Below are 23,354 nucleotides of genomic sequence, written 5' to 3' on the forward strand. Positions count from 1 at the left end.
TGTCTTTTTATCAAAGACAATGCTTTTTTAGTTTTATACTTGTACTTGTTGTACTTGTAAAACTTTTAAAGTAAGATCTAGTACAATTTTTTCACGAAGAGTATCAAATGGTTCGTTTAGGTCTGTTGGACAAGGTGAAAAGTCTAATTCAAAAAATTGAGCGCTGACTAATTCGCAATACGGTTGTTCATTATAAAAAACTGTATTTTCGAAGAAGTATTTGTCTAAACGTGGTAGATCACCATTTTTAGGATTAATAAAGTGAGAAGTAGTATCTGAGGAAGCAGCCACTATAGCTTGTGATAGAAAATCACCAGCTGTTAAATCAGCAAAACCAGAAAATGGAACATTAGCAATGCGGTCATATAGCACACCATTACACTCGTCATTTGCATATTCAATGTTTTTACGAATATATCCTTGTACAAATAATTTTGCTCTTGTAACTCGGCGGTAAGGTGTACCTGGTACTGGAGTAAATGCTACAGGAACTAACTTACATTGTGTTAAAAATGCATTTTTTAAGATACGTTTAATTTCAACCGCTGGAGGATCTAATGAAATATCAGATTCTACAACAATTTGAATTGTTCTTTCTGCTAATACAACCGGTATTTTTACAATTGGCGCTCCCGGAGTAGTAATTGGCGTTACAGGTGCATCACTTAATGGTGTTTGGGTTTGTCCTACTACCTGACATGGTACATTAATTGGACATTGTTCACTCATATTTTATAATCTCCTTTATAATAAAATTTAGAGTTTTTTAACTCTCTTTACTGTATATGTACTTTTTCTATTAATGCGTGGGTTTGTATCATAGTCACTTTTATCAATTGCATAGTAAAAGCTTCAATTCCTCTTGATAGTTAAAAATACATAAATTAATATATGGAGCCTATACTGATATCTACCTATATAAAATAGAATTTCTCGACTTTTTTATGATAAAGCTAATAGGTGTTCCAAAATTAATTTTTCAAGAGTCTTTTATTCTATCTAACAAAGAATACATTTAATAAGAACCATCTGCCAACTTAATACTATCCACAAAACAGAACATCACGACTATTGTCCTCTTTATAAAAAATAAAAACCGGCTAAAAAAGCCGGTTTTTGTACTCAATAGATTATAAAATCTCCTTATTATTGAAATAATCATTTTATCCCCTAATATTTCCATAGGAGTTTTTAACAATGCTATCGAAACATTCCAGTCATTTGTCTTTCCCTTTTTAAATTCTTTATTTTGTACAACTCTTACAATCTCTGCTCATTCATCTATTATCCACAAAATAAGTATCATACGCCTTATCAAAAACATATCCTAGCTTTTCTGCTAGTTTGGCAGATGTCGTATTCGCTGCATCCCAGTTTGGGTATTTTCCCTTTTCTAAACAATCCAATATTAACGCTGCACTCACTACGGTCGCCAAACCTTTTCTTCTATGGTTCAGATCCGTCGCAACTTCAATTTCTATCCCCTTATCGTAAATACTATACGAGGATGCACCGCATATAACTTCTCCATTATACAAAATGCTATAACCTATACCTCGATTTAAATAATCTTCTACCGATTGAAATTGACTTGTAAAGTCTTCAGAAAGCTTATGTAGTGTAGAATTATTTGCAATATGCTCATCTATTCTTCTTAACTCGTATCCTTTTGGAAGTGTTGATATAAAAGATTGTAATTTTGAACGGTCAAAAACTTCCGAATTACGTTTGAATTTATAGCGTAAAAACTTATCTATTTTTCTTTCATAAAATGTTTCTAAACGCTTTTTCCATTCTTCACTATTTATGATTACTAACATTTTTTCAGGAATATTACGTAATAACTCTTCTGTTTCTTTCACATTTGGATCTCCAGTATAAAATGTGAAAATCCCTACTGTAACTTGTGCTACTGTTGGATTTTCAAGATCGTTTACCCAGGCTCTTCCCATATGTCCTTGTAAATAAGAAAGTAATATAACATTATTAAAATCTTCGAACATGGAAACTAATTTTCTTCTAGTATATATATTCGCTTCATATATCATTTACATTCCTGCTTTCTACAAATCAATATAACTCTACATTTTCATGAGGTAACTTATACCCTTTTTACACATCCATTTATTCGGCATATAAGCAAACACCCCTTAGACTTAACTTTCATATAATTATAAATTATTCACAAATACAAAATCATTATAACATCAAATCAAAAAATAAAAATTCACTTTTTCAATTTTAAAATATATATCTTATTATCCAAATAAAACATATTTTTTGATAAAATTTTAACATATACCCAATCCAGTCGAATCACTGTAAGATTGATTTATAAATAAGCTTTTTAAGGGGGATTATAAAACGACTGATTTCTATTCTCGTCTTTCAAAAAGTGATGTCGCTCTTATGCGTATGGCTCATGGCGGGGTTCAACTAATGAACTGGTTTAGCATTGCAGCAGAATTACAGTGTGACTGGCGAAATGATGTTGAAGGCTTTGGAGCTTTACTTGCTAAACACCTTCCAAGTTATCAAAATATCATAGGAAGCTATATGGGAGCTCAAAAGGAATTTAGTAAATAAATTACTCAACTTTTGATTAAACATGCTATCAAGTTTGGATAACTATGTAAACACAATAAAAATAGCAACAGCTATGTACATAATTAAGAAAAGGGCTGCTTCAATAGCCCTTTTCTTAATTGCTTTATCAATATTGTATGCTCTTCCGTCACTTTATTTAAATCAATTACATACTATTCCCCTAGCTTTTCTGTAATAGCTTCTTTCATATTTTGCTGCAAAAGACCGCATTATAGGAGATTATCCATAACAAATCATAGTACAACTAACCACTCTATTTACTTCTAACACCGTACATACGACAAAAGTGATTTTCCCGCCGCTATAACGCTCCTATTATATGTAAAAACCCTCCTGTATTTTAAGAGGGTTAATCAATAGATACGTTATAACTCCTTCTTAGAAATAAAGGATTCCGTCTCACCATTTTTATATACTTTAGTCAATTTAACAACTGATTTGTACGTGTTATCATCATCGTTTATCATTTTTTTTAGCTCTTCTATTTCAGCATTACCAGTTCCACTCTCTATTTTTAAGCAGTTCGAAATGGAAAGGTATCCGCTTGATGCCAATATAAAAATAAAAATCGTATCAGGAAAATTAATAAATAACAACCCGTAGTTTAAAGGATCTCCAGCTGGATGTGATAAAAGCAGTCGAAAACCTACCAGTTCAGGCACTTGAACGAAATCTTTAGAAACAATTGCCTCACCTACTATAGTAATTTGCTTTACTACATTCCCGAGTTCATCTGTAAATTCAGTACATCTAGGTGGATTAATTGTGGTTGCTTGGAAAGACACATTTAATTCAGGATTGTTAAAATCAAAAAAGATTGTACTACCCTCCGTTAAACATTGCGGGCAAACATTTCCTAGCAAGCTAAAGTCCTCTTCAATAAATTTAACTTTCGTTTTACAACTACACACTTTTCCTATTCGAATCGCATCAATTTTTGAACAGTCTACAAATATTACCTCATTGTCTTCTTGTACAAATGATACAATGCCCTTCCTCTTGTTAAATGAAAGAAAATAAGATACATCGATTTCGTTTCCAGCTATTACGATACTTTCAACTTGAGTAAAAGGTTCTAGACTTTGTAAAAATTCACATATACTATTTTGGCAACACCCACAATTTCGTTTCGGCTCGCAATCCACTTACATTCAATCCTTTCCCTATATGTTTTTATCTAATACATATAATATGAGCGGAAGATAAGAAAAGGTTGGACAATATAATATTAACGTAAGGAGATAGTTAGCTACTCATTAGGTTAATAAGGGATTTACACCAATAATAAGTAATAACACATATTTTTTACTATAAATACATATAACAATTTCATCTTTCATGAAAAAAACGTTATAATAAGGTGTAGCCTCTACGATTACGTTATAAAGGAGATTAAAACAATGGCTAAAATTAAAGTATATCAAGCAAAAGAAGAAAATATGGACGCAGTAAAAAACATCATTGATGTTGAGGAACAAAACCCAACTGCTGAAAACTTACAAAATCTATACGCATGTGTATTAGAAACTGAAGATATGGCATTGCCTGAATCATACATTGAAGAAGATATCTTAATTGATTCTATGGAAGTTATGGTTAATGCTTCTCAAAGCAAACTAAGAGACTTAGGTACATATGATGTAATCGAAGTTCAAAACAAAGGTAAAAAAACACAAATTTTATTATTAGCAGACGAAGAATACGAAATCATCGAAGGCTAATCTAACACCGTACATACGACAAAAGCTCCTTTCAAATTTGAAAGGAGCTTTTTCATTAAGATTTTGATGCTTCACTCTTTATATTCTTTTGTTCTTTCTGAAATACCATGCGTTCATTTCCCATAAAGAAAATGAATACGAATGCTAAAACAGCTGGTACCAATGCCCACATGAATGTTTGAACAATTGAACTAGAAAGAGCGTCAATAATTTTATCTAATATTTGTGGCGGAATTTGAGATCTAGCCGATTCTGATAAAATGGCTCTTGAATCTCCTACAGCATTTGAATTCATTCCCCCGCTCATACCTTTAAATGCTTCTTCTAATTGATCTTGGAAACCTGTTCTTTGGATCATTCCGAAGATGGTAATACCAAGTGTCATACCTAATGAACGAATAAAGTTACTCGTTGAGGTCGCAGATCCGCGCTGTTCCATACCGAAGTTGTGAATTGAAGCCATGCTTAGTACAGAGAATGAGAAACCAACTCCGAATCCGATAATAATCATGTAAACCGTTAATAATGCCCGACTTGTTTCTGGCGTTAACGTGCTTAATAAGAATAATCCGATTAGCATAATAACAGCAGAAATAATCATAATGTTTCGGTAGCTAAGCTTTGTCGTTAAAAATCCGCCTAACTGTGCTGTTACGACTGACCCTAACATCATCGGTAAAAGTAACAATCCTGAGTTTGTTGCAGTCCCACCATATACACCTTGAATAAATAACGGAATGTACACAGTTGCTGACATAAATGCAGCTCCGTAACATAATGCAATAATTGTACTCATTCCAAACAGACGTTGTTTAAACATCTCAAATGAAATGATTGGCTCTTCTACTTTTCGTTCGATATAAATAAATGCGATTATTAAAATAGCGAATCCAGCAAATAAACTTAAAATAAAGCTAGAATCCCAATCATATTTTTGTCCGCCAAGTTCAAGTGCAAACATTAAAGAAACTACTGCACCAACTAAAGTAATTGCGCCGAACCAATCAATTTTTTGTTTTTTATGAACTCGTGATTCTTTATAAAAGAATGTAATAAAAATAAGTGCTAAAATGCCAAGCGGTAAGTTAATATAAAATACCCAGTGCCAACTAATATAATCTGTAATATATGCGCCAAGTAATGGCCCGAAAATACTTGATAATCCAAATACTGCTCCGAATAATCCACCCATTTTCCCACGCTTTTCAGGTGGAAAAATATCAAACACGATAGTAAACGCGATCGGCACTAATGCCCCGCCGCCAATACCTTGAATGGCACGATAAATGCCTAATTGTGTAATATTTTCAGCAGTCCCACAAAGTGCCGAACCAATCATAAAGACGATTAAACCGAAAATAAAGAATCTCTTTCTTCCATACATATCTGATAGTTTACCGAAAATCGGCATACCTGCCATTTCTGCGACCATATAGGCAGAAACGACCCATACAAAGTTTTCAAGACCTCCTAAGTCACCAACGATCGTTCCCATCGCTGTTACGACAATGGTATTATCCATTGATGCCATTAAAATACCTAGCAATAAGCCCGCCACAATAAAGCCAAGCTTATTATTCTTCTCAACCATATCTCTTGCTCTCCCTCGCATTACTTATATTTGTTTATGTTCTTTTACGACTGCATTACCTTTTTGGTTAAAACTAGTATGATATTCCACAACACTAATTTCACAGCCAGGACCAATGGTAACGTTGTTTCCTCTTACTACTTCAGCAATTGTATGTTCTAAATAAATATCATCCCCTTCAACAATTGAAGTTTGGAGGTTTCCAGCATGACTAGTAAAAGGAATAAATCTTGATTTCTTACGCACTGTAATCTTTTTGCCACCGATTTCTCTTACTTTACTTCCTTCATAACGAAGTGAGATTTCAATATGTTCAGCATTAAGCAAACCATCACTTTCAAGACCACCAGTTAGTGATAATTCTTCTACTTCAATATCTCCCTTCACATTTAAAGCACCTTTCACATCTACGAAATCACCTGAAAACTTCCCTGTAACATCAATCATACCTCTAATTTTTGTTTTTTCAATATGAGCATCACCATGCATTTGTGTATTACCATATACTTTTACATATGCTGCATCTACATTTCCTTGTACTTCACTATCTCCATACACGACATAGTTTTTAACTTTCATATTGCCACGCACATCACTTGTGCCATATGTTTTAAACTCATTACAACTCATATCATTCGCAATTGTCCCTTCACCGCGAATCTTCACTTTGTTATAATCTCCGCCCGCTGAATTACCAGAACCATTTACTGTGAGACTATGTTGATGTTCCATACTGATTACCCCCCTCCGTTAAACTTGCTTAATTTCTTTTACATTTGCGCTTTTATCAACAGTAATAACACCGCTATATTCAATCAGTTCAATCTCACAGTTCGGTCCTACTGTTACATTGTTTCCTCTTACTGTTTTTATGTGAGCATAATCAATATCGATATTGTCACCTTCTAACAATTCAGCTTCTAACTGCAAGCCAAATACTGATTTAAATAGTCTACTAAATGTACTCAATCTATGTCTTACTTTAATCGTTTGGCCACCAATTTCTTTCGCTCTACATGTACCGTGAATATTTATATTAATCTCATCTGCGCTTAATAAACCACCGATTGTAAATTGTCCTTCTGAAGAAAAAATATCAACTTCACAATTCCCATCAATCGTCGCTTGACCGTTGATTTTAAATTCTTCACCCTTAACGTTTCCACCTATCGTACCTTTTCCTGCAATTTTTAAACTATTCGCCTTTACATCTTGTGTAATTGTTGCTTTCCCATCAATTCGCATCGTTTCTGTATTAACTGTACCATCGACTTTACCTGATCCACTAATTCTTGCGTTGCTACTGTTCAAATCACCAGTTACTGCACCATAACCATTACATTGAAATTCATCACATTCAACATTTCCGTTCACAGTGCCTTTTCCATTTAGTTGTACTTTATGAAATTCACCGCCATTGGATGAACCGTAACCATTTATAATTAAATTTTCTGTACGCATTATTTCTCCTCCACTACAACAGTTTAGTTTTTAATGCTTCGGTATACTTCATAATCGCTTCTCGTAAAATAATCTTCGTTCCCTTTTCAAAAATTAAATCCTCAATATTCGATACTAAGAAACATGTAGAAATCCCTATTTTTCGAATCATAACTAAATCACAATTTTTATGTTTGATTGCTTCATAATTTTCTCGTAAAACTTGCAGAACCATTTTACCTTCTTCTAAACTAACTTCTCCTGATTGTAGTAACTCTTCTAACATATACACATAAAGAATATCTACAAATCGAAAGTCTGCCGTTTTGTTCGTTTGCTCAATAAAAAATTGTAAAACAGGTTCTGATGTAATCCCTTTACGGATGAGATCTTCTTTCGTTAAAAGGATTTCTGTCACACTCGGTGAAAACATATTTGCTAATTCATCTAGTGATAAATCTTCTTTCATCGTTTGGATTTTATCAATACGCTCTAAAATCTTTTCTTTCGGAAAAAATGTCTCTTGACCAGTAAATGTTGACTTTCGTACAAACCAATCTTCCGGAATTAAATTTTTTCTCTTCCACCTATATAACTGTCCGTATGAAATACCTGTAAGCTCTAATAATTCTTTTTTTGAAATTAAATTTGTACTCAACTGTGTAACACTCCTCCCTAATAACAATGTAACATAACACTGTTACGCTGTAAATGGAATTATACTACAAGTAGCGTAACAATGTGTAAAACAAACTTCTTTCACATAGAAAAAAGGCTCTGACACATCTTCTGAAAAATGCGTAAGAACCTATATATATCAAGACTTAAACCATATTTCATAAAAATCAATCCAACCTTGCGAATTAATCATTATATTTTGTACTTTTTCATGAGTACTTACCTCTTGTTTGTTACGATATAAAGGAATAATATGAATTTGACGTAACAATGTGTCCTCAAGATCGCGTAACAGTGTAACTCTTTTCTCTACTTGTTCTTGTTTAAAATAAGGGGACAAGATTTCGTGAAAGTTCATGCTGCTATGCCCATGAATAAAACTGTTTTTTGTCAGAAACATATATAGCAAACTATCTTCTATTCGTTCACTAATTGTTGCGCTATCATGCATGATATCAGCTTTTTGTATCGTACTTATTTGCAATAGTTCTTCTATTTCAAGAAAATTAATCTCTACACAAATTCCATACTTCGCGCACTCTTTTTGTATCCATTGTGCATCTTCAACGTGATCTCGTCCTTTAAATGTATACAGTTGTAGCACTTCATTATGATAAATACTTCTTTTCATTAAACTTTCTATATCTTCCTCTATCTCTACTATGCTGGCCTTTGCTGATATTAGTTCCTTTGCCACTTCTCCACGTTCTCCACCGAGTTCTTGAACGATTATATCGCCATGAATGATTTTATATAACGCTTTCCGAAATAACTTATCTTGCATTGGTCCTTCTTTCGTAAGATTGCATGTTACATAAGTCACGTTCGACTCAAGTCGAGACAGTTCTTTATTATGTTTCTCTTTATCTTTATACTGTGCCTTTACTAAAACATCATATGTATCTACACTTTGTTCTACATTCCACAACTCAACGCGATCTAGAAAAGGTCTCTCACGAAAATATAAATGATGCGCTTCCAGTATAAACAGATCTTCATTACTTTTGTATAACTGAAAAGGTCCTGTCCCCATTAATTTTCCTGCTTCATCTTCACTTACGATAGAACACTGTTCTAAACTTAGCATATGTAAAAACATCATATTTTCCGTATGTAATTTAATTTCTAAAACATATTCACCTACTGCATGAAAACTTTCCACATGCTGTAACATCCATGCGTGCGGGTTGTCTACAGCTGTCATAAATCGATTCAATGAATATATAACATCATGTGCAGTAAGGCGTTTTCCATTATGAAAGTGAACTCCTTTTCGTAAATAAAATGTCCATATTTTTTCTTCATCATTATATTCCCAGTGAAAAGCAAGTCTCGGTTCAATAGCAGTTCTTTCTTCATTGATATATACGAGTGTATCAAAAATATGTTTAACCATATGACATTCCGAGCGCATTGTAGCGTAAACTGGATCTAAAGCGATGTCCAGATTCATTTGTACTTGTAAACGGAGTACATCTTTTCTCCCTTCAGAAGTCATTTCAATTTTATGACCAAACATAGAATCAACCCAAGACTGGTATTCTCCCTTTACTGATGGAAAATGTGCGCTATAGCGTTCCACAAATGAGATCCCGCTTTTCACATTCCCTTTTTTCGTTATTTCTTTTCCTCTATCTAAAATCAATGGTGCCGGATTCTTTTTAAATATTAATTTAGAACGATTTCCTCTCCCGCGACCTGGAAACCAAGCGATCCAATGTAACTCTTCTAATTTTTTTATAATTAATTTACTATTACGCTCTGTACAAAATAAAGTTTCAGATATATTTTGCACTGTTATCTCTAATTGTTCTCCTTCTCGTTTCCCTTTCCCATAGGCAAACCATAATTCAATGTATTGATCTAAAATAAACATCATAATCCCCCTAAAAGGTGAAAAATACTCCCTTTTATTTCTACCCTTTTTCCATTTCTCCTTTCATCTTATCATTTCAATATAGAAAGGAGGAAATCAAATTGAACCATCTCTTACTACGTTACAATAAACCTATTATCATTAGACTGTGTGGTGAATTATTAACCCGAACAACGGAATCAATGTTAACCCTCATTATGATTATATACGTTAATAAGATGTTAAACGGCAATATAATGATGACTATGCTTATTTTCGGACTACAACCACTTTCAGACATTGTCTTTACACTTATTGCTGGAGGCGTTACTGATAAATATGGGAGAAAAAAAATTATGTTACTCGGCCTATTGCTGCAAGGTGTTGCAATCGGTAGTTTTATTTTTGCTCAATCCATTTTTATATTTGCACTGTTATACGTCATTAATGGTATTGGTCGTTCTTTATACATTCCAGCTCAACGTGCGCAAATTGCCGATTTAACAAAACAAAAGCAGCAAGCAGAAATTTTTGCTCTCCTGCAAACGATGGGAGCAATTGGATCCGTAATCGGTCCTTTAATTGGTGCTATCTTTTATACTACTCACCCTGAATATTTATTTATGATGCAAAGTATTACACTTATGATATATGCAATAGTTGTTTGGACGCAGCTCCCAGAAACTGCTCCAGCAATTACAACGCCAAAACAAAAACTTGAAGTAGCATCATCTCCAAAACAATTTGTACGCAAACATTACGCTGTATTTGGACTTATGGCTTCTACACTTCCTATTAGCTTTTTCTATGCACAAACGGAAACAAATTATCGTATTTTCGCAGAACATGTATTTCCGAATTTCGTATTCATACTCGCATTTATTTCAACTTGTAAAGCCATTTTGGAAATCATTCTACAAATTTTCCTCGTAAAATGGTCTGAACGATTTTCCATGACGAAAATCATCCTTATTTCTTACGCCTGCTATACGATAGCCGCAATTGGCTACGGGCTTTCAGCAACAATCTCGTCACTATTTTTCACATTACTCTTTTTAGTCATTGGAGAAAGTATTGCTTTAAACCATTTATTGCGATTCGTTTCAGAGATCGCTCCTACAGATAAACGTGGATTGTATTTTTCGATTTATGGCATACACTGGGATATATCTCGAACGTGCGGTCCTGTTATTGGTGCAGTATTATTAAGTAAACTAAACGGTAATATGCTATTTTATATTTGTGCATGTTTCTTAATAGTTGGAGGTATTGTTCAGGCACTTTTTGTTCAAAATTTAGAACGTAAAAAAATAAAGGGAAATGTCCAAAAAGATAATTCGCAACATACCCCTCAAGTTTTATAGGATGCTACTTTTTTAATAGATCGATATCTCTTATTGGATGAATTATAAAAAACGTTATCCTTCCCTATAAATCTATAGGTAGATAGCGTTTTTTTACTTACTTTGTATTTTTTTCAAAAATATAATTGAATTATTTCGCCATATGAAAGTATGTATCATAAGGTCGGAAACATACCTTGTTTACAATTGAATACACCTCACTTTTAAAATAATTGAGGTGTTCTGGAGATTATTTGATTTTTTATCCTGCCATTTTATTAATACTATCCTCTGGCGAAAATACCGAAATATGATATACCTTACCGATCAATTTTGGAATGATGAATTTTAACTCGAACTGATTGTTTACTTTATATACATATATTTGATCTTCACCATTTACTTTAACTGAAGTTGGTTTTCCTAACGCCTTTTCAATTTCTTTTAATGTAATTGACTTTAGTTCTGTTTGATATGAACGTACATCAAAAACTTGTGATCCTTTATTAAAACCGAAGACAACATTTTTATTTGTAAAGGTTGCGTACATTCCGCTCCCTGCTTGTTCTGTTTTATCTGCTTTCCCCCATGCTTTTTCTATTTCTTCGATATCTCCTGTATGAGCAGCAAATGGAACATTAGGTACTTTCCCATCTTTCGCTAGTTCAAATAATTCTTTAACATAGTTAATTGATTTTTGGTTAAGAGTTGGACTTTTTGAATCTGGCCCTGTTGAAGGTTTTGTTGAATCTTGATTTTTGGGGTTATTCGCTGACTCGTTCTCTTTTTGAGGTGCAGTTCCTTCATTCTTTTGTTCCGTATTTTTTTCAGATGTTGGGTTCGTCTGTTTCTTTTCCTCATTATTCGTACAAGCCATCAATGTTAATACACATGTTAAAGTGAACAATATTCTCAAATGCGCTTTCATATTTTACTACCTCCCATTCGTAAACACTCTATAACATGATTTTTATCTCACATTGATTTCAAACAGGTTGAGATGTGTTGTTTTTCCTTACTATACACCTTCTCTTCTTACATGCTTTATCCTTCTTCTATCACCTTGAATAAAGTACGTCACAAAAACGCAAAAAACCAACAGAAACTACGTAACATTTCCCTGCTGGTCTCATATTTTTAAGGTTTGAAATTTAATTACATCATTTCTTATTAGTAAACATATGATTCTCTCTACTCTTGTTTTAATGAAGTTGTATAATTTTTCTTTATAATATCTTTTATATGTATGATAAACGATATAAGGAATATCACTGCTAATACACCATTTATCCAATAATATGTATTTTCTTCTGTGTATTTATTATAAAACGATTGAACATTAAATAATAACAGAAACAGAGAAAACAAAGCAGAGCTTGCTAGCATGCCAAAACTTTTCACGAAATTCACCTCTTTTCTAAAATTTATGACCTTTATAATAATACATTTATATAAAAAGATTTTCAAATAGCAGATGAACTTATCTATACTTTAGTATAAATTAAAAAGAACCTGAAATAATACAGATTCTTTCCAAAATAACATATGTAGATAAGCTTTAAAAGCAAAACTAAGAGGTAAGCCTTACTTTCTTTACGTATGTAGAAATCGTACTTTTTACAGTTTCAAAATTATGAGCAAATGTATTATCTCCACTCAGTGCCGTTATACATGTTAAACTTGCCGCTTTAATAAAATGTTTTACATCTACAAGCATTGAATTAGCCCCCATGAATTTAATTATGCTTATTATAACAGATGTATTCCGATTGAAACATGGAAGAAATAAACAACCCTTCGGAAAATTCCATTTCCCCTCAACTTTTTAGCATACAACATACATGTACCTTTATTATATAATTAAAAAGCTGTCCAATATTGGACAGCTTCAAATATGTATATTACACTTCGATTGACTTACCATCTTCTACAATATGATAAAGTAAGTGCGCTAAATGATGAATTGGACCATATTCTTCCTCTTCTTCATTTGTTTCACCTTGGAATTCAAGATCATTTAAGTATAATGCTAAAAATTGATAGTATAATTGCAAATCAAATCCGTAGCAAGCACTTGGCTCTTCGTGATCTCCTTCATATTGTAACATTAAGTATTGATCATTTCCTTCTGCATCTTCTGCGTCAAAGAATACGAAGAAACCAACGTTTGTATCTAAATCAAATAGATGACGAGTACCTTTTTCTGTTGCTTTATTGAAGTCCTCTTCACTTAATTTATGTACTGTTGTCGCTTTTGCATTATCTTCTTGATGGAAATTTACTGTATATGATTTCAATGCTGACACCTCCTGATTGTATAACAGTAGCATAACAGATTAGGCCATATAATTCAAAGGGACTGCTTACAAATGTAAACAGCCCCCTGTATTCATTTTCGCATCGCCCGGAATATAAAGCTTACGATGAAAATCAAAATAATCGCACCTATTAAGGCTGGAACAATCGCATATCCACCTATAATAGGTCCAAATTTACCAAGTAACGCTGTACCAAGCCAAGAACCGACAATACCAGCAATAATATTACCAATTACACCGCCAGGTACATCCCTTCCAGTAATTAAGCTTGCAAACCAACCTAATATACCACCGACAATTAAAGACCAAATCATATGATAACCTCCTTTATAATTCACCAATCAAACTATAATCAGAAACAATTGCTTACCATTAGTTATGTTTCATTTTTCATAAGTTATTCATACAGCTCAACTATTAGATTATTTGAGAACGAAGCTCACTGGACAAATGATTTTACAACTTCACATTTTACATATTAGGGACAATCAGGCTTTAATATCGTCCTCATAAATTCTTCTTTAAAAACTGGATAATTAAAACCAACCGCAATTTTTTGTACAGGCCTATTATCAAACGTGATTGGCTCAGCTATTTTTCTAAAATCCGCAACACTTTGTCCTCTCGTTACATCATTCGTCGTACTAATCCAAACTGCTGATTTTTTATATTCAAAAATATCATCATTTATAAACGAAATAAACGGCAGTAAATCATGAATAGGACTCCCAGTAATACCCGGGTATTCCTTTTTATAAAAGTTCTCATAATAAAAATCGATCATTGGTTTAATGAGTTTCGCCTGCCCCGTTCCTTCTTTATTAATAATATCAAGCATTTCAGGAGTAATAAGCGCAGCCTGTGTTACATTTAACGGATATATAGTAGCGTTCTGCGCATACTTCATAACAATATTCGCCGCAATTGGATCGCCATAAAAATTCGCTTCAGACACGGGTGTAACATTACCTGGAAATAAGAAAGCGCCTCCCATAATATAATAAGAACAAATACGATTCATTACATTTGGATATAATAAAAATAACGTTGCAAGTGTTGTTAATCTTCCTGTCGCCACAATAACTATATCTTCTGGACAAGGCTCAATTAATTTAATTAATTCACAAAAATTTTCCCGTTTACAAATTCTCATTTCAGGTGGAATAATTGGCCCTAAACCGTGATCCCCATGAATTTCCGGGAAGAATAAAGGCTCTTCAGCTGTCATTGGTCTAGCTGCACCTTCGATGATTTTCACTTCTGTAGCATAGTATTTTTCTAAAAAATATACATTCTCTGTAACGATTTCTCGCGATACATTCCCATACTCTGCGACAATTCCTATAATATCTAATTTACAAGTTTTATTTGCATAAATTAACGCAACTGCATCGTCAATACCAAAGTCTCCAAAAAAGATAATTTTCTTATTAACAATCCTCACCTCTCTTCAGCATAATCTACTATTATTATTATGTGAAAAAGACAAGGCGGTGAAACGATGCAAACTAAAAAAGCCGCCTATTTATTGGCGACTTCAATCTTTTTATAAGACAAATATGCTAATACATTCTTACTTGAATCGTATTTTGGATTGTTTCCTTTTCTCGGTTCTCTCATATGCGTTTTTTCAAATCCAGGAATGTCCGGCATTTTCTCCATAAATTCAAGCATTTCTTCTTCAGTTCCTTCAATACGTACGCGAATCATTATTGCAATTCCTCAATTCTCATTTTCTCAGTACTAAGTATAACGCACTTTGAAAAGACTTCAAGAAATTTATCTTTTTAATGTTGTACTTTTTTTACAAATAAACATAGCCATTTCAGTATAGAACGACTTTACTTTATTATTTTCAAATAGAATATGAAAGTATTCCTTCATTTCGTTTGGTGTTTTCATCATACACTCTGTTAATTTTTCACGCTTTTGCATAGGTACTTCCAGCATGTCACACCACCAGTCGAAATCAAACTTTTTATCAAAAGTGAAGCATGACTGCATTTGCAGACCATTTTTTTCTAATAAAGTAATCCATTCTGTCTTTTTCAAAGCTCTTTCATGACTCGGATCACGCTTTTTTTCTATAAAATTATAAAATGTATCATATTCATTATTTTCTGGCGAAACATTATCTATTAAAATAAATAATCCATCATCTTCTAACGTTCGATTTACTTCATAAATAAATCGCGTCGGATTTGTAAAATGATGTGCTGCAATCCTGCATGTAATTGTATCAAATGCTTTATCAGCAAATGGCAATTTTTCAGCATGTCCAACGATAAAAGATACATTGTCATGCCCATTACCTAAAATGAATTTTTTCGCATTCTCTAACATTTTTTCAGTTAAATCTAATGCAACTACTTCTTTAAACAATGGTGCTAATAAATTTGCAACATGTCCACCACCAGTAGCAATATCAAGAAGACGATTATTATGACGAGGTTCAACTTGTTGAACTACATATTGTAAATCCAGTCCTTTAGCATGAATTTTACTTTTTACATACTTTTCTGCATTATTACCAAACTGTTGTTTCATAAGCTCTTCCTTACTCATTTTATCATCTTCCTTCTATTGTTATTAACATATATGATTCATATAATAATTAAAGTTCTCTTTATGTATTTTCAAATCCTCTTTTCAGCTCACCTCTTGTAATACAGACAGACCATCGTCAAAATGATATGAATATTACTTTAAAACAAAAAAGGTTATGGGAACTAATCCCCTAACCCAACTAAATATCTATTACATTTTTATTTCCTCATATATATCTATGTAATATAAATCCTCTTTCAACTTCATAATAACTTCTACTTCATTATAAGTAGCCTCTCGAGCATGTAAACCAAATTGATTCATGCCAATCCATATCCATCCAGGTGTATGATGAAGTATATCGATATTAAAACCATCTAACTTAGTAAGCTCCGATTTAATAAATGTATCTTTAATAGCGATTTGTTTGTCTATTAAGCCATATTCTTTTCCATTTTCAAATAGCGATATAATTTTCCCTAAAATCGGATGTTCCCGAACAATAAAATGATATTCCCTTTCATCTACATTCGCCACAATCAAACGAAAATCAGATACATCAGTCCCAAAATTCGGCATATTCATTTTTTCACCCCCTTAATTAGCTTCACTAATATCATAACAAATGAATATTTAAATAAAGTTAATAAAATGTAAAAAATAAAAAAGCTGACTTCCCTTTAGGAATCAGCCTTTATATTTTAGTTACCTTTATACTTTTACAACCTATTACAATGTTTCCTTTTCCTCATCATTTCCAGAAACTAAATTTCCTATAGCATCTGCCGTTACTTCTACCACAAATTCACAAATACCTGCTACAACTTCTCCAATTACTTCATCCATCTTTTTCCCTCCTTATTTTATGTAACTTATTTGTAGTATAGAAGAGATTGGTTATTTTTAACTATCGGAAAAGGTGACAAAAACATTACAGATTTGTAAGCTATTTCAACATGTTAACATTTTTACTTCTACCTTTTGAAACCCAAAGTATGATTAACAGGTATATAGGCCACCATAATATAAAGCAAGTAATACATTCGATAGAGGAGGCGTGCAAAATCTATTACGTAAAATTAATTAAAGGAAAATCATTCTATGCGTTTGATCATCGTTACTTAGTGTCTGAAGAAGAAGAGGTTTCAGAAAAAATTTATAATTACTTACTACGTAATGAATTTTTCGAAGTTCGTAAAGAAGAATATTCTGCTTAATGTAGGAAGGGCATCAAGAAATAAACCACATACTCGTGGTTCTCTTCTTGATGCTTTTATATTATTCCCCTATATTCAACCCTATTCTATTACTATCTTCTAATATACGTCCAATCTAATCCGTCATTACCTTCATATTTTAATATATGAGGAGGTGACAACCATAACTCATATCATTGATTACCAAGCTATTCAGCCAATAAATAAAACTGACGCAACTACTTTTACAATTCCCGATTCCCCAAACAAAGCAATTCTAGCAAATATTGAATTAAAAATTCCAATAAAAGATTCACGTGATAATCGAGTAGAATTAATTGCTACAGTTGGAGTTAAAGGTATAACTGATATATCACAAATATTGTTTAGGGTTTTCCGTAACAACATTGAAATTTTCAACACACAAGTAAGTATTAGATCTACAGATTCTGAACAATATTACGTTGAAACATTTCAAACAATTAATAAAAATATAAGCTGTGGGATTCACGAATACACTTTAACTGTGGAAAATTTAACAAGTGCTGCAAGTGCAGATGTTATTGGCCCCCTCACCTTTAGTGCATTAGCAATTGGACAAGGTCATAATAGTTATTAAGCAACTCTATTTACAAAGTGTATTTTAGAAAAGTGAGACGTACTATTACGCTCTTGCTTTTTTTATTTTTTATATGTAATTAATTCAAAGTTCATTTTATTTTTAATGCTTATTTCATCAACTCATAAATCCAATTTTCGCCAAATCAAAAAGATTGAAATCCACTAATGAAACACGTAATATAGACTCTGACTCTAAAAAAGTTCGTAAAAAAATACTACATAAATAAGGAGGTTTTATATACGAGTTTTTCACTTTAAAAGACGGAGAGGTTTTACATTATGTGGCGTAATAAAAATGTTTGGATCGTTTTAATTGGGGAGTTTATTGCTGGTCTAGGTTTATGGCTTGGTATTCTTGGCAACTTAGAATTTATGCAAAAATATGTCCCTTCTGATTTTATGAAATCAGTTATATTATTTATCGGACTATTAGCAGGTGTTATCGTTGGTCCAATGGCTGGTCGGGTCATCGATCAGTATGATAAGAAAAAAGTTCTTCTTTATGCTGGGTTTGGTCGGGTTTTAAGTGTTATTTTTATGTTTTTCGCTATTCAATTTGAAAGTATAGCCTTTATGATCGCCTTTATGGTTGCACTTCAAATTTCAGCCGCATTTTATTTCCCTGCATTACAATCTGTAATTCCACTCATCGTACGTGAACATGAGTTATTACAAATGAACGGTGTACATATGAATGTTGGTACAATTGCTCGTATTGCAGGTACTTCACTAGGTGGAATTCTTTTAGTTGTAATGAGTTTACAATATATGTATGCCTTCTCAATGGCTGCATATGCTCTATTGTTCCTTTCAACTTTCTTTCTACAATTTGAAGATAAAAAATCAACAGTGCCAAGTAAACAGGCTGCAAAAGATAATAGTTTTATGGAAGTATTTCGTATTTTAAAAGGAATTCCTATTGCTTTCACAGCACTTATATTAAGTATCATCCCACTATTATTTATTGCTGGTTTTAATTTAATGGTTATTAACATTAGTGAAATGCAACATGATCCAACGATTAAAGGATTCATATATACAATTGAAGGTGTTGCATTTATGTTAGGTGCCTTCGTTATTAAACGTTTATCTGATTATTTTAAACCTGAAAAATTACTATATTTCTTCGCAGTTTGTACCGCTTTTGCACACCTTTCATTGTTCTTTAGCGATATAAAATGGATGGCTCTTACATCATTTGGTTTGTTTGGCTTTAGTGTCGGCTGTTTCTTCCCTATTATGTCGACAATTTTCCAAACGAAAGTAGAAAAAAGCTATCACGGCCGCCTCTTCTCATTCCGTAATATGTTTGAGAGAGTTATGTTCCAAATTGTCTTACTTGGAACTGGCTTCTTCTTAGATACGATTGGGTTGCAATATATGGTTCTCATCTTCGGAGTCGTTTCGTTGTTGATTATTTCTATTTCCCTTTCTAAACAGAAACATTATGAAAAACAACCTTCGCAATCTGCGAATTTATAACGTAAACATTATTGGGCATGGATTCAGTTTTATACTGGGCCATGCCTTTTTGTTTTATAAAAAACCATTTAATATGTTAAGTGAAACGATTTAAAGGAGTCCCCCTTTCGCTTTCGAATATAGTATATAAATAATAAATAAAGGAGTTGGGAAAATGTATGATGGCATGCAGTTATTTATTATCTTTATTTTTGTAATAGTTATATTTAGCATCCTAAACTTTTTAACCATTTCCCTTTCTCAACATAGCTTTAAAAGGCGAATTGTGGCAGGTTTCGTTTTCTTATTGTTAACTCCCATTGTCTTTTTGACTACTACAGCATTCGCTTCTATATTCGATAAAAGTGGATTTAGCGTAGGTACGTTAGCCTTTATTATTGCAAGTGTATATATTTTAAATGGAATAGTCATCCTACTTTCCTCCTCATTTATCCTCAAAAAGGCATAGCAAAAATTATACTGATAGGCATGAAAAACTAGTATTACGGTAAATTCATGTCTTTTATTTTTGCTATGCTTTTCCCAATTTTTATGTGAAATTAAGTAATTCTTTAAAAAAATTTAAACTTTATTTATTACAATATTTCTATCGTATTCGCACGTTTATTAGCCATAATAAGAAAGGAGCACAAAATGAAAAAATATCTACTTATATTTCCTATACTGATCGTTTTACTTAGTGGCTGCAACAAGAATGATATATACGGTTCTTGGGAAGTCGTTGACAATAAAAACGGTGAATGTCCTGTATATTATAAATTTGAAACAGTTGTCAAAAAAGAAAATAAAGAGGAAATTGTTCAAAATTTAGTAGAAATGCAAACTACAAATAAAAAAGAGGATTTATATAAAGGTTCATTTGTCAAAAATTCTAATGTATATCACATTGATTATGGCAACTCATTTACATCAGATCAAACTTTAAAGGTTGTCGATGATACATTATTAAATGTATATTTTTTGACAGCTGAAAAATTATGTACATATAAAAAGAAATGATTACATTTCAGATGAGACGCAGGAAATATTTTCTGCGTTATTTCACTTTAGAAATCTTTCTCAAAAACATTTCCCTCTTTTTAATCTTTTAATTTGAATGTATAATTGCTTAATAATCTAAATAATTTCACTGTGAGGTGCTTATTATGAGAAGTTTAAGTTCCTTACTTATATCAACAATTTGTCCCGTCATCCTAATCCGCGTAGAAAGATATAATAGACATTTCAATTAACCATTCTAGCCTATATACAGCTTCCTCTTTCAAAATAGACTAACCCTTCCTCTAAATTTGTCAATCGTTTTAATTTTCATAAAAAAGTGATAAAATGTAAACATGTGTTTTCAGAATAATTAAATACGTAGAAAGAAAGCACTGTTTTTAGGAGGGGTTTTGATGACTTACACGTTAGCAACTAGAATGAAAGCATTCCAATCTTCTATATTTAGTGAATTAGGGGCCTATAAAAAAGAGAAAATTGCAGCAGGTCATAAAATGATTGATTTAAGTATCGGAAATCCTGATATGCCTCCTGCTGATTTCGTAAGAGAAGCAATGGTACATACAGCAAGTGAAAAAGAAAGCTATGGATACACATTAACAGGTATTCAAGAATTTCACGAAGCTGTAACTGAATATTACAATAACACTCATAACGTTATATTAAATGCTGAAAAAGAGATTTTATTATTAATGGGTTCACAGGATGGACTCGTTCATTTACCGATGGTTTATGCAAATCCAGGAGATATTATATTAGTTCCTGATCCAGGATATACAGCTTATGAAACAGGTATTCAAATGGCTGGTGCAACATCGTACTACATGCCATTAAAGAAAGAGAATGATTTCTTACCTAACTTACAAGTTATCCCTGAAGAGATCGCCGATAAAGCAAAGATGATGATTTTGAACTTCCCAGGGAATCCAGTTCCAGCAATGGCACATGAAGATTTCTTTAAAGAAGTAATCGCATTCGCGAAAAAACATAATATTATTGTTGTCCATGATTTTGCTTATGCTGAATTTTATTTCGATGGCAACAAACCAATTAGCTTCCTCTCTGTACCTGGTGCAAAAGAAGTTGGTGTAGAAATAAACTCTTTATCAAAAAGTTATAGTTTAGCAGGTAGCCGCATTGGTTATATGATTGGAAATGAGGAAATTGTCGGAGCGCTTACGCAATTTAAGTCTAATACAGATTACGGTGTATTTTTGCCTATTCAAAAAGCAGCATCTACAGCACTAAGAAATGGTGCGGAATTTTGTGAGAAAAACCGCACCATTTATCAAGAACGTAGAGATACTTTAGTCAATGGGTTCCGAACGTTTGGCTGGAATGTCGATAAGCCAACTGGCAGTATGTTCGTATGGGCTGAAATACCGAAAGGATGGACTTCTCTAGAATTCGCTTATGCATTAATGGATCGTGCAAATGTCGTTGTAACACCAGGTCATGCATTCGGACCTCACGGAGAAGGCTTTGTACGTATTGCTCTTGTTCAAGATAAAGCGGTATTACAACAAGTCGTTGAAAACATTAGAAATAGCGGCATTTTTTCTCTTGAAATAATAGAGGAATTAGTTAAAAATTAGTTACTACTCCCCTGCTTAACTTTAGCAGGGGTATTATTTATTGGAGGTACTTTCATATGCACGTTAAAGATACACTACCCCATCGTTATCCATTTTTAATGATTGATAAAGTAACAAGTATAAAACAAGGTGAATCCGTGACAGGATACAAACTCATTACAAATAACGAATGGTTTATAAATGATACGCAAAAACATATGCCTCATATGTTAATTGTAGAAGCACTTGCGCAGCTTAGTGCATTTGTAAATACAAGTGACTCTGAAGGATTAGGCTTTCTCTCCTCATTAGATGGAGTTGAGTTCCATGAGAAAGCATACCCTGGTGATAAACTTGATTTACATTATGAGCTAACACGTAACCGTCGAGGGTTTGTTCTCGGTACAGGTACGGCAACAGTTAACAGCCACCCTATTGTAACTATAAAAAAACTATTAATATATCAAGCAGATTAATCACTATTTGATCCGCCCGGGATATCTATCCCACGCCAATTGGGCTTATAAGATAAATATATTACGTAGTTAGGAGTAGGAAAATGGAAAGAACTATCGGTATCGATGCTGGAGGAACATTAACGAAAATTGCTTATATTAATGAAAAAAAGGAATTAGCTTTTGAAAAGTTTTATTCACATGAACAAGATAAAATTATGGATTGGCTTCAGAGCAATAATAGAATGAAACAAATATGTATTACAGGTGGTAAAGCGAAACTATTACAACAACTACTTTCGGATGCATATACAATAGTAGAGCTAAATGAATTTGAAGCTACTCTTGCAGGTGTACGATACATATTAAAAGAAGAAAAACATTCTATAAACAACTTTATTTTAACAAATATCGGTACAGGTACTTCTATCCATTACGTTTATAATGACCATTATATTCGAGCTGGAGGAACTGGAGTTGGCGGAGGTACTATTATGGGACTTTCAAAATTATTAACAAATATTGATCATTTTGAAGATGTAATCCCTCTTACAAAAATAGGTTCTAGAAAAGAACTAGATATTACGGTGGGAGATATTTATGGTGGTATTCTCTCTCCTATTGATAATAGTTTAACTGCAAGCAATTTTGGTAAAGCCGCTATTACAGACTCAAATTATAGTAGCTCAGATATAATTGCTACTGTACAAGGACTTGTCGGTGAAGTCGTTACTGCATTAAGCCTTCCATTAGCCGAAGCAAAAAACATTGACCATATTATTTATATCGGTTCGACTCTATGTAATAATGTACACCTTCAAAATATTATTAGTAGTTACACAAAATATCAAAATAAAACACCAATCTTTTTACAAGATAATGGTTATAGTGGTGCGATTGGCGCTTTACTTCATGCTACAAAATAAA

27 protein-coding genes and 1 pseudogene are annotated in these 23,354 nt (G+C 32.7%); 11 read left to right on the plus strand and 17 right to left on the minus strand.

Going from position 1 to position 23,354, the window contains the following annotated elements:
* Positions 1–33: 33 nt before the first annotated feature.
* Both BTOYO_RS00780 and BTOYO_RS00785 read right to left on the minus strand, forming a co-directional pair.
* The gene (locus BTOYO_RS00780) at positions 34–729 is read right to left on the minus strand and encodes a CsxC family protein (protein ID WP_001295000.1); all 696 of its coding nucleotides are present in this window, start codon (positions 727–729) and stop codon (positions 34–36) included.
* A 548-nt stretch (positions 730–1,277) separates the two neighbouring features.
* Positions 1,278–2,048: a GNAT family N-acetyltransferase gene (locus tag BTOYO_RS00785; protein ID WP_000638746.1), complete on the minus strand. Its 771-nt coding sequence runs from the start codon at positions 2,046–2,048 to the stop codon at positions 1,278–1,280.
* Between the two features lie 346 nt (positions 2,049–2,394).
* Between BTOYO_RS00785 and BTOYO_RS25685 the strand changes: the two are divergent.
* Positions 2,395–2,586 (plus strand): annotated as a pseudogene (locus BTOYO_RS25685) (isochorismate family cysteine hydrolase YcaC); the annotation flags it as partial.
* A gap of 386 nt (positions 2,587–2,972) precedes the next feature.
* Here the strand turns inward: BTOYO_RS25685 and BTOYO_RS00790 are convergent.
* On the minus strand, positions 2,973–3,752 hold the full coding sequence (locus BTOYO_RS00790) for a BC_2878 family exosporium-associated protein (RefSeq protein ID WP_000340387.1): 780 nt from the start codon (positions 3,750–3,752) through the stop codon (positions 2,973–2,975).
* A gap of 255 nt (positions 3,753–4,007) precedes the next feature.
* Here BTOYO_RS00790 and BTOYO_RS00795 point away from each other — a divergent pair, with 255 nt between their 5' ends.
* On the plus strand, positions 4,008–4,328 hold the full coding sequence (locus BTOYO_RS00795) for a hypothetical protein (RefSeq protein WP_001062729.1): 321 nt from the start codon (positions 4,008–4,010) through the stop codon (positions 4,326–4,328).
* 55 nt (positions 4,329–4,383) lie between these two features.
* Here BTOYO_RS00795 and BTOYO_RS00800 read toward each other — a convergent pair whose 3' ends face one another.
* The 5 genes from BTOYO_RS00800 to BTOYO_RS00820 form a co-directional block, all read right to left on the minus strand.
* Entirely contained in the window at positions 4,384–5,919 is a 1,536-nt protein-coding gene (locus BTOYO_RS00800; protein ID WP_000229598.1) for an MDR family MFS transporter, read from the minus strand.
* A 24-nt stretch (positions 5,920–5,943) separates the two neighbouring features.
* Positions 5,944–6,651, minus strand: a complete 708-nt coding sequence (locus tag BTOYO_RS00805) for a hypothetical protein (RefSeq protein WP_000401015.1) — start codon at positions 6,649–6,651, stop codon at positions 5,944–5,946.
* 18 nt (positions 6,652–6,669) lie between these two features.
* A complete protein-coding gene (locus BTOYO_RS00810) occupies positions 6,670–7,380 on the minus strand; it encodes a polymer-forming cytoskeletal protein (RefSeq protein WP_001258574.1) in 711 nt (236 codons plus the stop codon).
* A gap of 13 nt (positions 7,381–7,393) precedes the next feature.
* Positions 7,394–8,017, minus strand: a complete 624-nt coding sequence (locus BTOYO_RS00815) for a YhbD family protein (RefSeq protein ID WP_000106212.1) — start codon at positions 8,015–8,017, stop codon at positions 7,394–7,396.
* A gap of 159 nt (positions 8,018–8,176) precedes the next feature.
* Positions 8,177–9,913 carry an ABC transporter substrate-binding protein gene (locus BTOYO_RS00820; RefSeq protein WP_000470187.1) on the minus strand — a complete coding sequence of 579 codons (1,737 nt, stop codon included), beginning with the start codon at positions 9,911–9,913 and terminating at the stop codon, positions 8,177–8,179.
* A gap of 101 nt (positions 9,914–10,014) precedes the next feature.
* Between BTOYO_RS00820 and BTOYO_RS00825 the strand changes: the two genes are divergently transcribed.
* Positions 10,015–11,256, plus strand: a complete 1,242-nt coding sequence (locus tag BTOYO_RS00825; RefSeq protein ID WP_001016147.1) for an MDR family MFS transporter — start codon at positions 10,015–10,017, stop codon at positions 11,254–11,256.
* Between the two features lie 241 nt (positions 11,257–11,497).
* On the opposite strand, the gene BTOYO_RS00830 is transcribed toward BTOYO_RS00825, so the two are convergent.
* From BTOYO_RS00830 to BTOYO_RS00870, 9 genes are all read right to left on the minus strand, one after another.
* Complete coding sequence (locus BTOYO_RS00830) at positions 11,498–12,163, minus strand: YjgB family protein (RefSeq protein WP_000643632.1); 666 nt, start codon at positions 12,161–12,163, stop codon at positions 11,498–11,500.
* Positions 12,164–12,426: 263 nt separating this feature from the next.
* The gene (locus tag BTOYO_RS00835) at positions 12,427–12,636 is read right to left on the minus strand and encodes a hypothetical protein (protein ID WP_000834516.1); all 210 of its coding nucleotides are present in this window, start codon (positions 12,634–12,636) and stop codon (positions 12,427–12,429) included.
* 169 nt (positions 12,637–12,805) lie between these two features.
* Positions 12,806–12,952, minus strand: a complete 147-nt coding sequence (locus BTOYO_RS00840; RefSeq protein ID WP_000959555.1) for a hypothetical protein — start codon at positions 12,950–12,952, stop codon at positions 12,806–12,808.
* Between the two features lie 184 nt (positions 12,953–13,136).
* Positions 13,137–13,532, minus strand: a complete 396-nt coding sequence (locus BTOYO_RS00845; RefSeq protein ID WP_000844594.1) for a hypothetical protein — start codon at positions 13,530–13,532, stop codon at positions 13,137–13,139.
* A 92-nt stretch (positions 13,533–13,624) separates the two neighbouring features.
* The gene (locus BTOYO_RS00850) at positions 13,625–13,867 is read right to left on the minus strand and encodes a GlsB/YeaQ/YmgE family stress response membrane protein (protein ID WP_000638302.1); all 243 of its coding nucleotides are present in this window, start codon (positions 13,865–13,867) and stop codon (positions 13,625–13,627) included.
* A 164-nt stretch (positions 13,868–14,031) separates the two neighbouring features.
* A complete protein-coding gene (locus tag BTOYO_RS00855) occupies positions 14,032–14,997 on the minus strand; it encodes a nucleoside hydrolase (RefSeq protein ID WP_001223668.1) in 966 nt (321 codons plus the stop codon).
* Positions 14,998–15,074: 77 nt separating this feature from the next.
* Positions 15,075–15,263, minus strand: coding sequence for a DUF3970 family protein (locus BTOYO_RS00860; protein WP_000621879.1), 189 nt, complete (start codon positions 15,261–15,263; stop codon positions 15,075–15,077).
* A gap of 69 nt (positions 15,264–15,332) precedes the next feature.
* Positions 15,333–16,118: a class I SAM-dependent methyltransferase gene (locus BTOYO_RS00865; RefSeq protein ID WP_000031294.1), complete on the minus strand. Its 786-nt coding sequence runs from the start codon at positions 16,116–16,118 to the stop codon at positions 15,333–15,335.
* A gap of 192 nt (positions 16,119–16,310) precedes the next feature.
* Entirely contained in the window at positions 16,311–16,679 is a 369-nt protein-coding gene (locus BTOYO_RS00870; RefSeq protein ID WP_033657361.1) for a hypothetical protein, read from the minus strand.
* A gap of 485 nt (positions 16,680–17,164) precedes the next feature.
* On the opposite strand from BTOYO_RS00870, the gene BTOYO_RS25690 reads away from it, so the two are divergent.
* The 8 genes from BTOYO_RS25690 to coaW all read left to right on the plus strand — a co-directional run bounded on the left by BTOYO_RS25690 (position 17,165) and on the right by coaW (position 23,353).
* Entirely contained in the window at positions 17,165–17,317 is a 153-nt protein-coding gene (locus BTOYO_RS25690) for a YqbF domain-containing protein (RefSeq protein ID WP_073990761.1), read from the plus strand.
* A 163-nt stretch (positions 17,318–17,480) separates the two neighbouring features.
* Positions 17,481–17,915, plus strand: a complete 435-nt coding sequence (locus tag BTOYO_RS00885; RefSeq protein WP_033657360.1) for a hypothetical protein — start codon at positions 17,481–17,483, stop codon at positions 17,913–17,915.
* A 281-nt stretch (positions 17,916–18,196) separates the two neighbouring features.
* Positions 18,197–19,399: an MFS transporter gene (locus BTOYO_RS00890; protein ID WP_000269231.1), complete on the plus strand. Its 1,203-nt coding sequence runs from the start codon at positions 18,197–18,199 to the stop codon at positions 19,397–19,399.
* A gap of 154 nt (positions 19,400–19,553) precedes the next feature.
* Positions 19,554–19,847, plus strand: coding sequence for a hypothetical protein (locus tag BTOYO_RS25695; protein ID WP_002093668.1), 294 nt, complete (start codon positions 19,554–19,556; stop codon positions 19,845–19,847).
* Positions 19,848–20,032: 185 nt separating this feature from the next.
* Complete coding sequence (locus BTOYO_RS00895; RefSeq protein ID WP_000760383.1) at positions 20,033–20,398, plus strand: hypothetical protein; 366 nt, start codon at positions 20,033–20,035, stop codon at positions 20,396–20,398.
* A gap of 395 nt (positions 20,399–20,793) precedes the next feature.
* Positions 20,794–21,993 carry an LL-diaminopimelate aminotransferase gene (locus tag BTOYO_RS00900; protein ID WP_000222659.1) on the plus strand — a complete coding sequence of 400 codons (1,200 nt, stop codon included), beginning with the start codon at positions 20,794–20,796 and terminating at the stop codon, positions 21,991–21,993.
* Positions 21,994–22,049: 56 nt separating this feature from the next.
* On the plus strand, positions 22,050–22,448 hold the full coding sequence (locus BTOYO_RS00905) for a 3-hydroxyacyl-ACP dehydratase FabZ family protein (protein ID WP_000558188.1): 399 nt from the start codon (positions 22,050–22,052) through the stop codon (positions 22,446–22,448).
* Positions 22,449–22,531: 83 nt separating this feature from the next.
* Complete coding sequence (gene coaW / locus BTOYO_RS00910) at positions 22,532–23,353, plus strand: type II pantothenate kinase (protein WP_023440965.1); 822 nt, start codon at positions 22,532–22,534, stop codon at positions 23,351–23,353.
* Position 23,354 lies beyond the last annotated feature (1 nt).

Source organism: Bacillus toyonensis BCT-7112, assembly GCF_000496285.1.
Taxonomy (GTDB): Bacteria; Bacillota; Bacilli; order Bacillales; family Bacillaceae_G; genus Bacillus_A; species Bacillus_A toyonensis.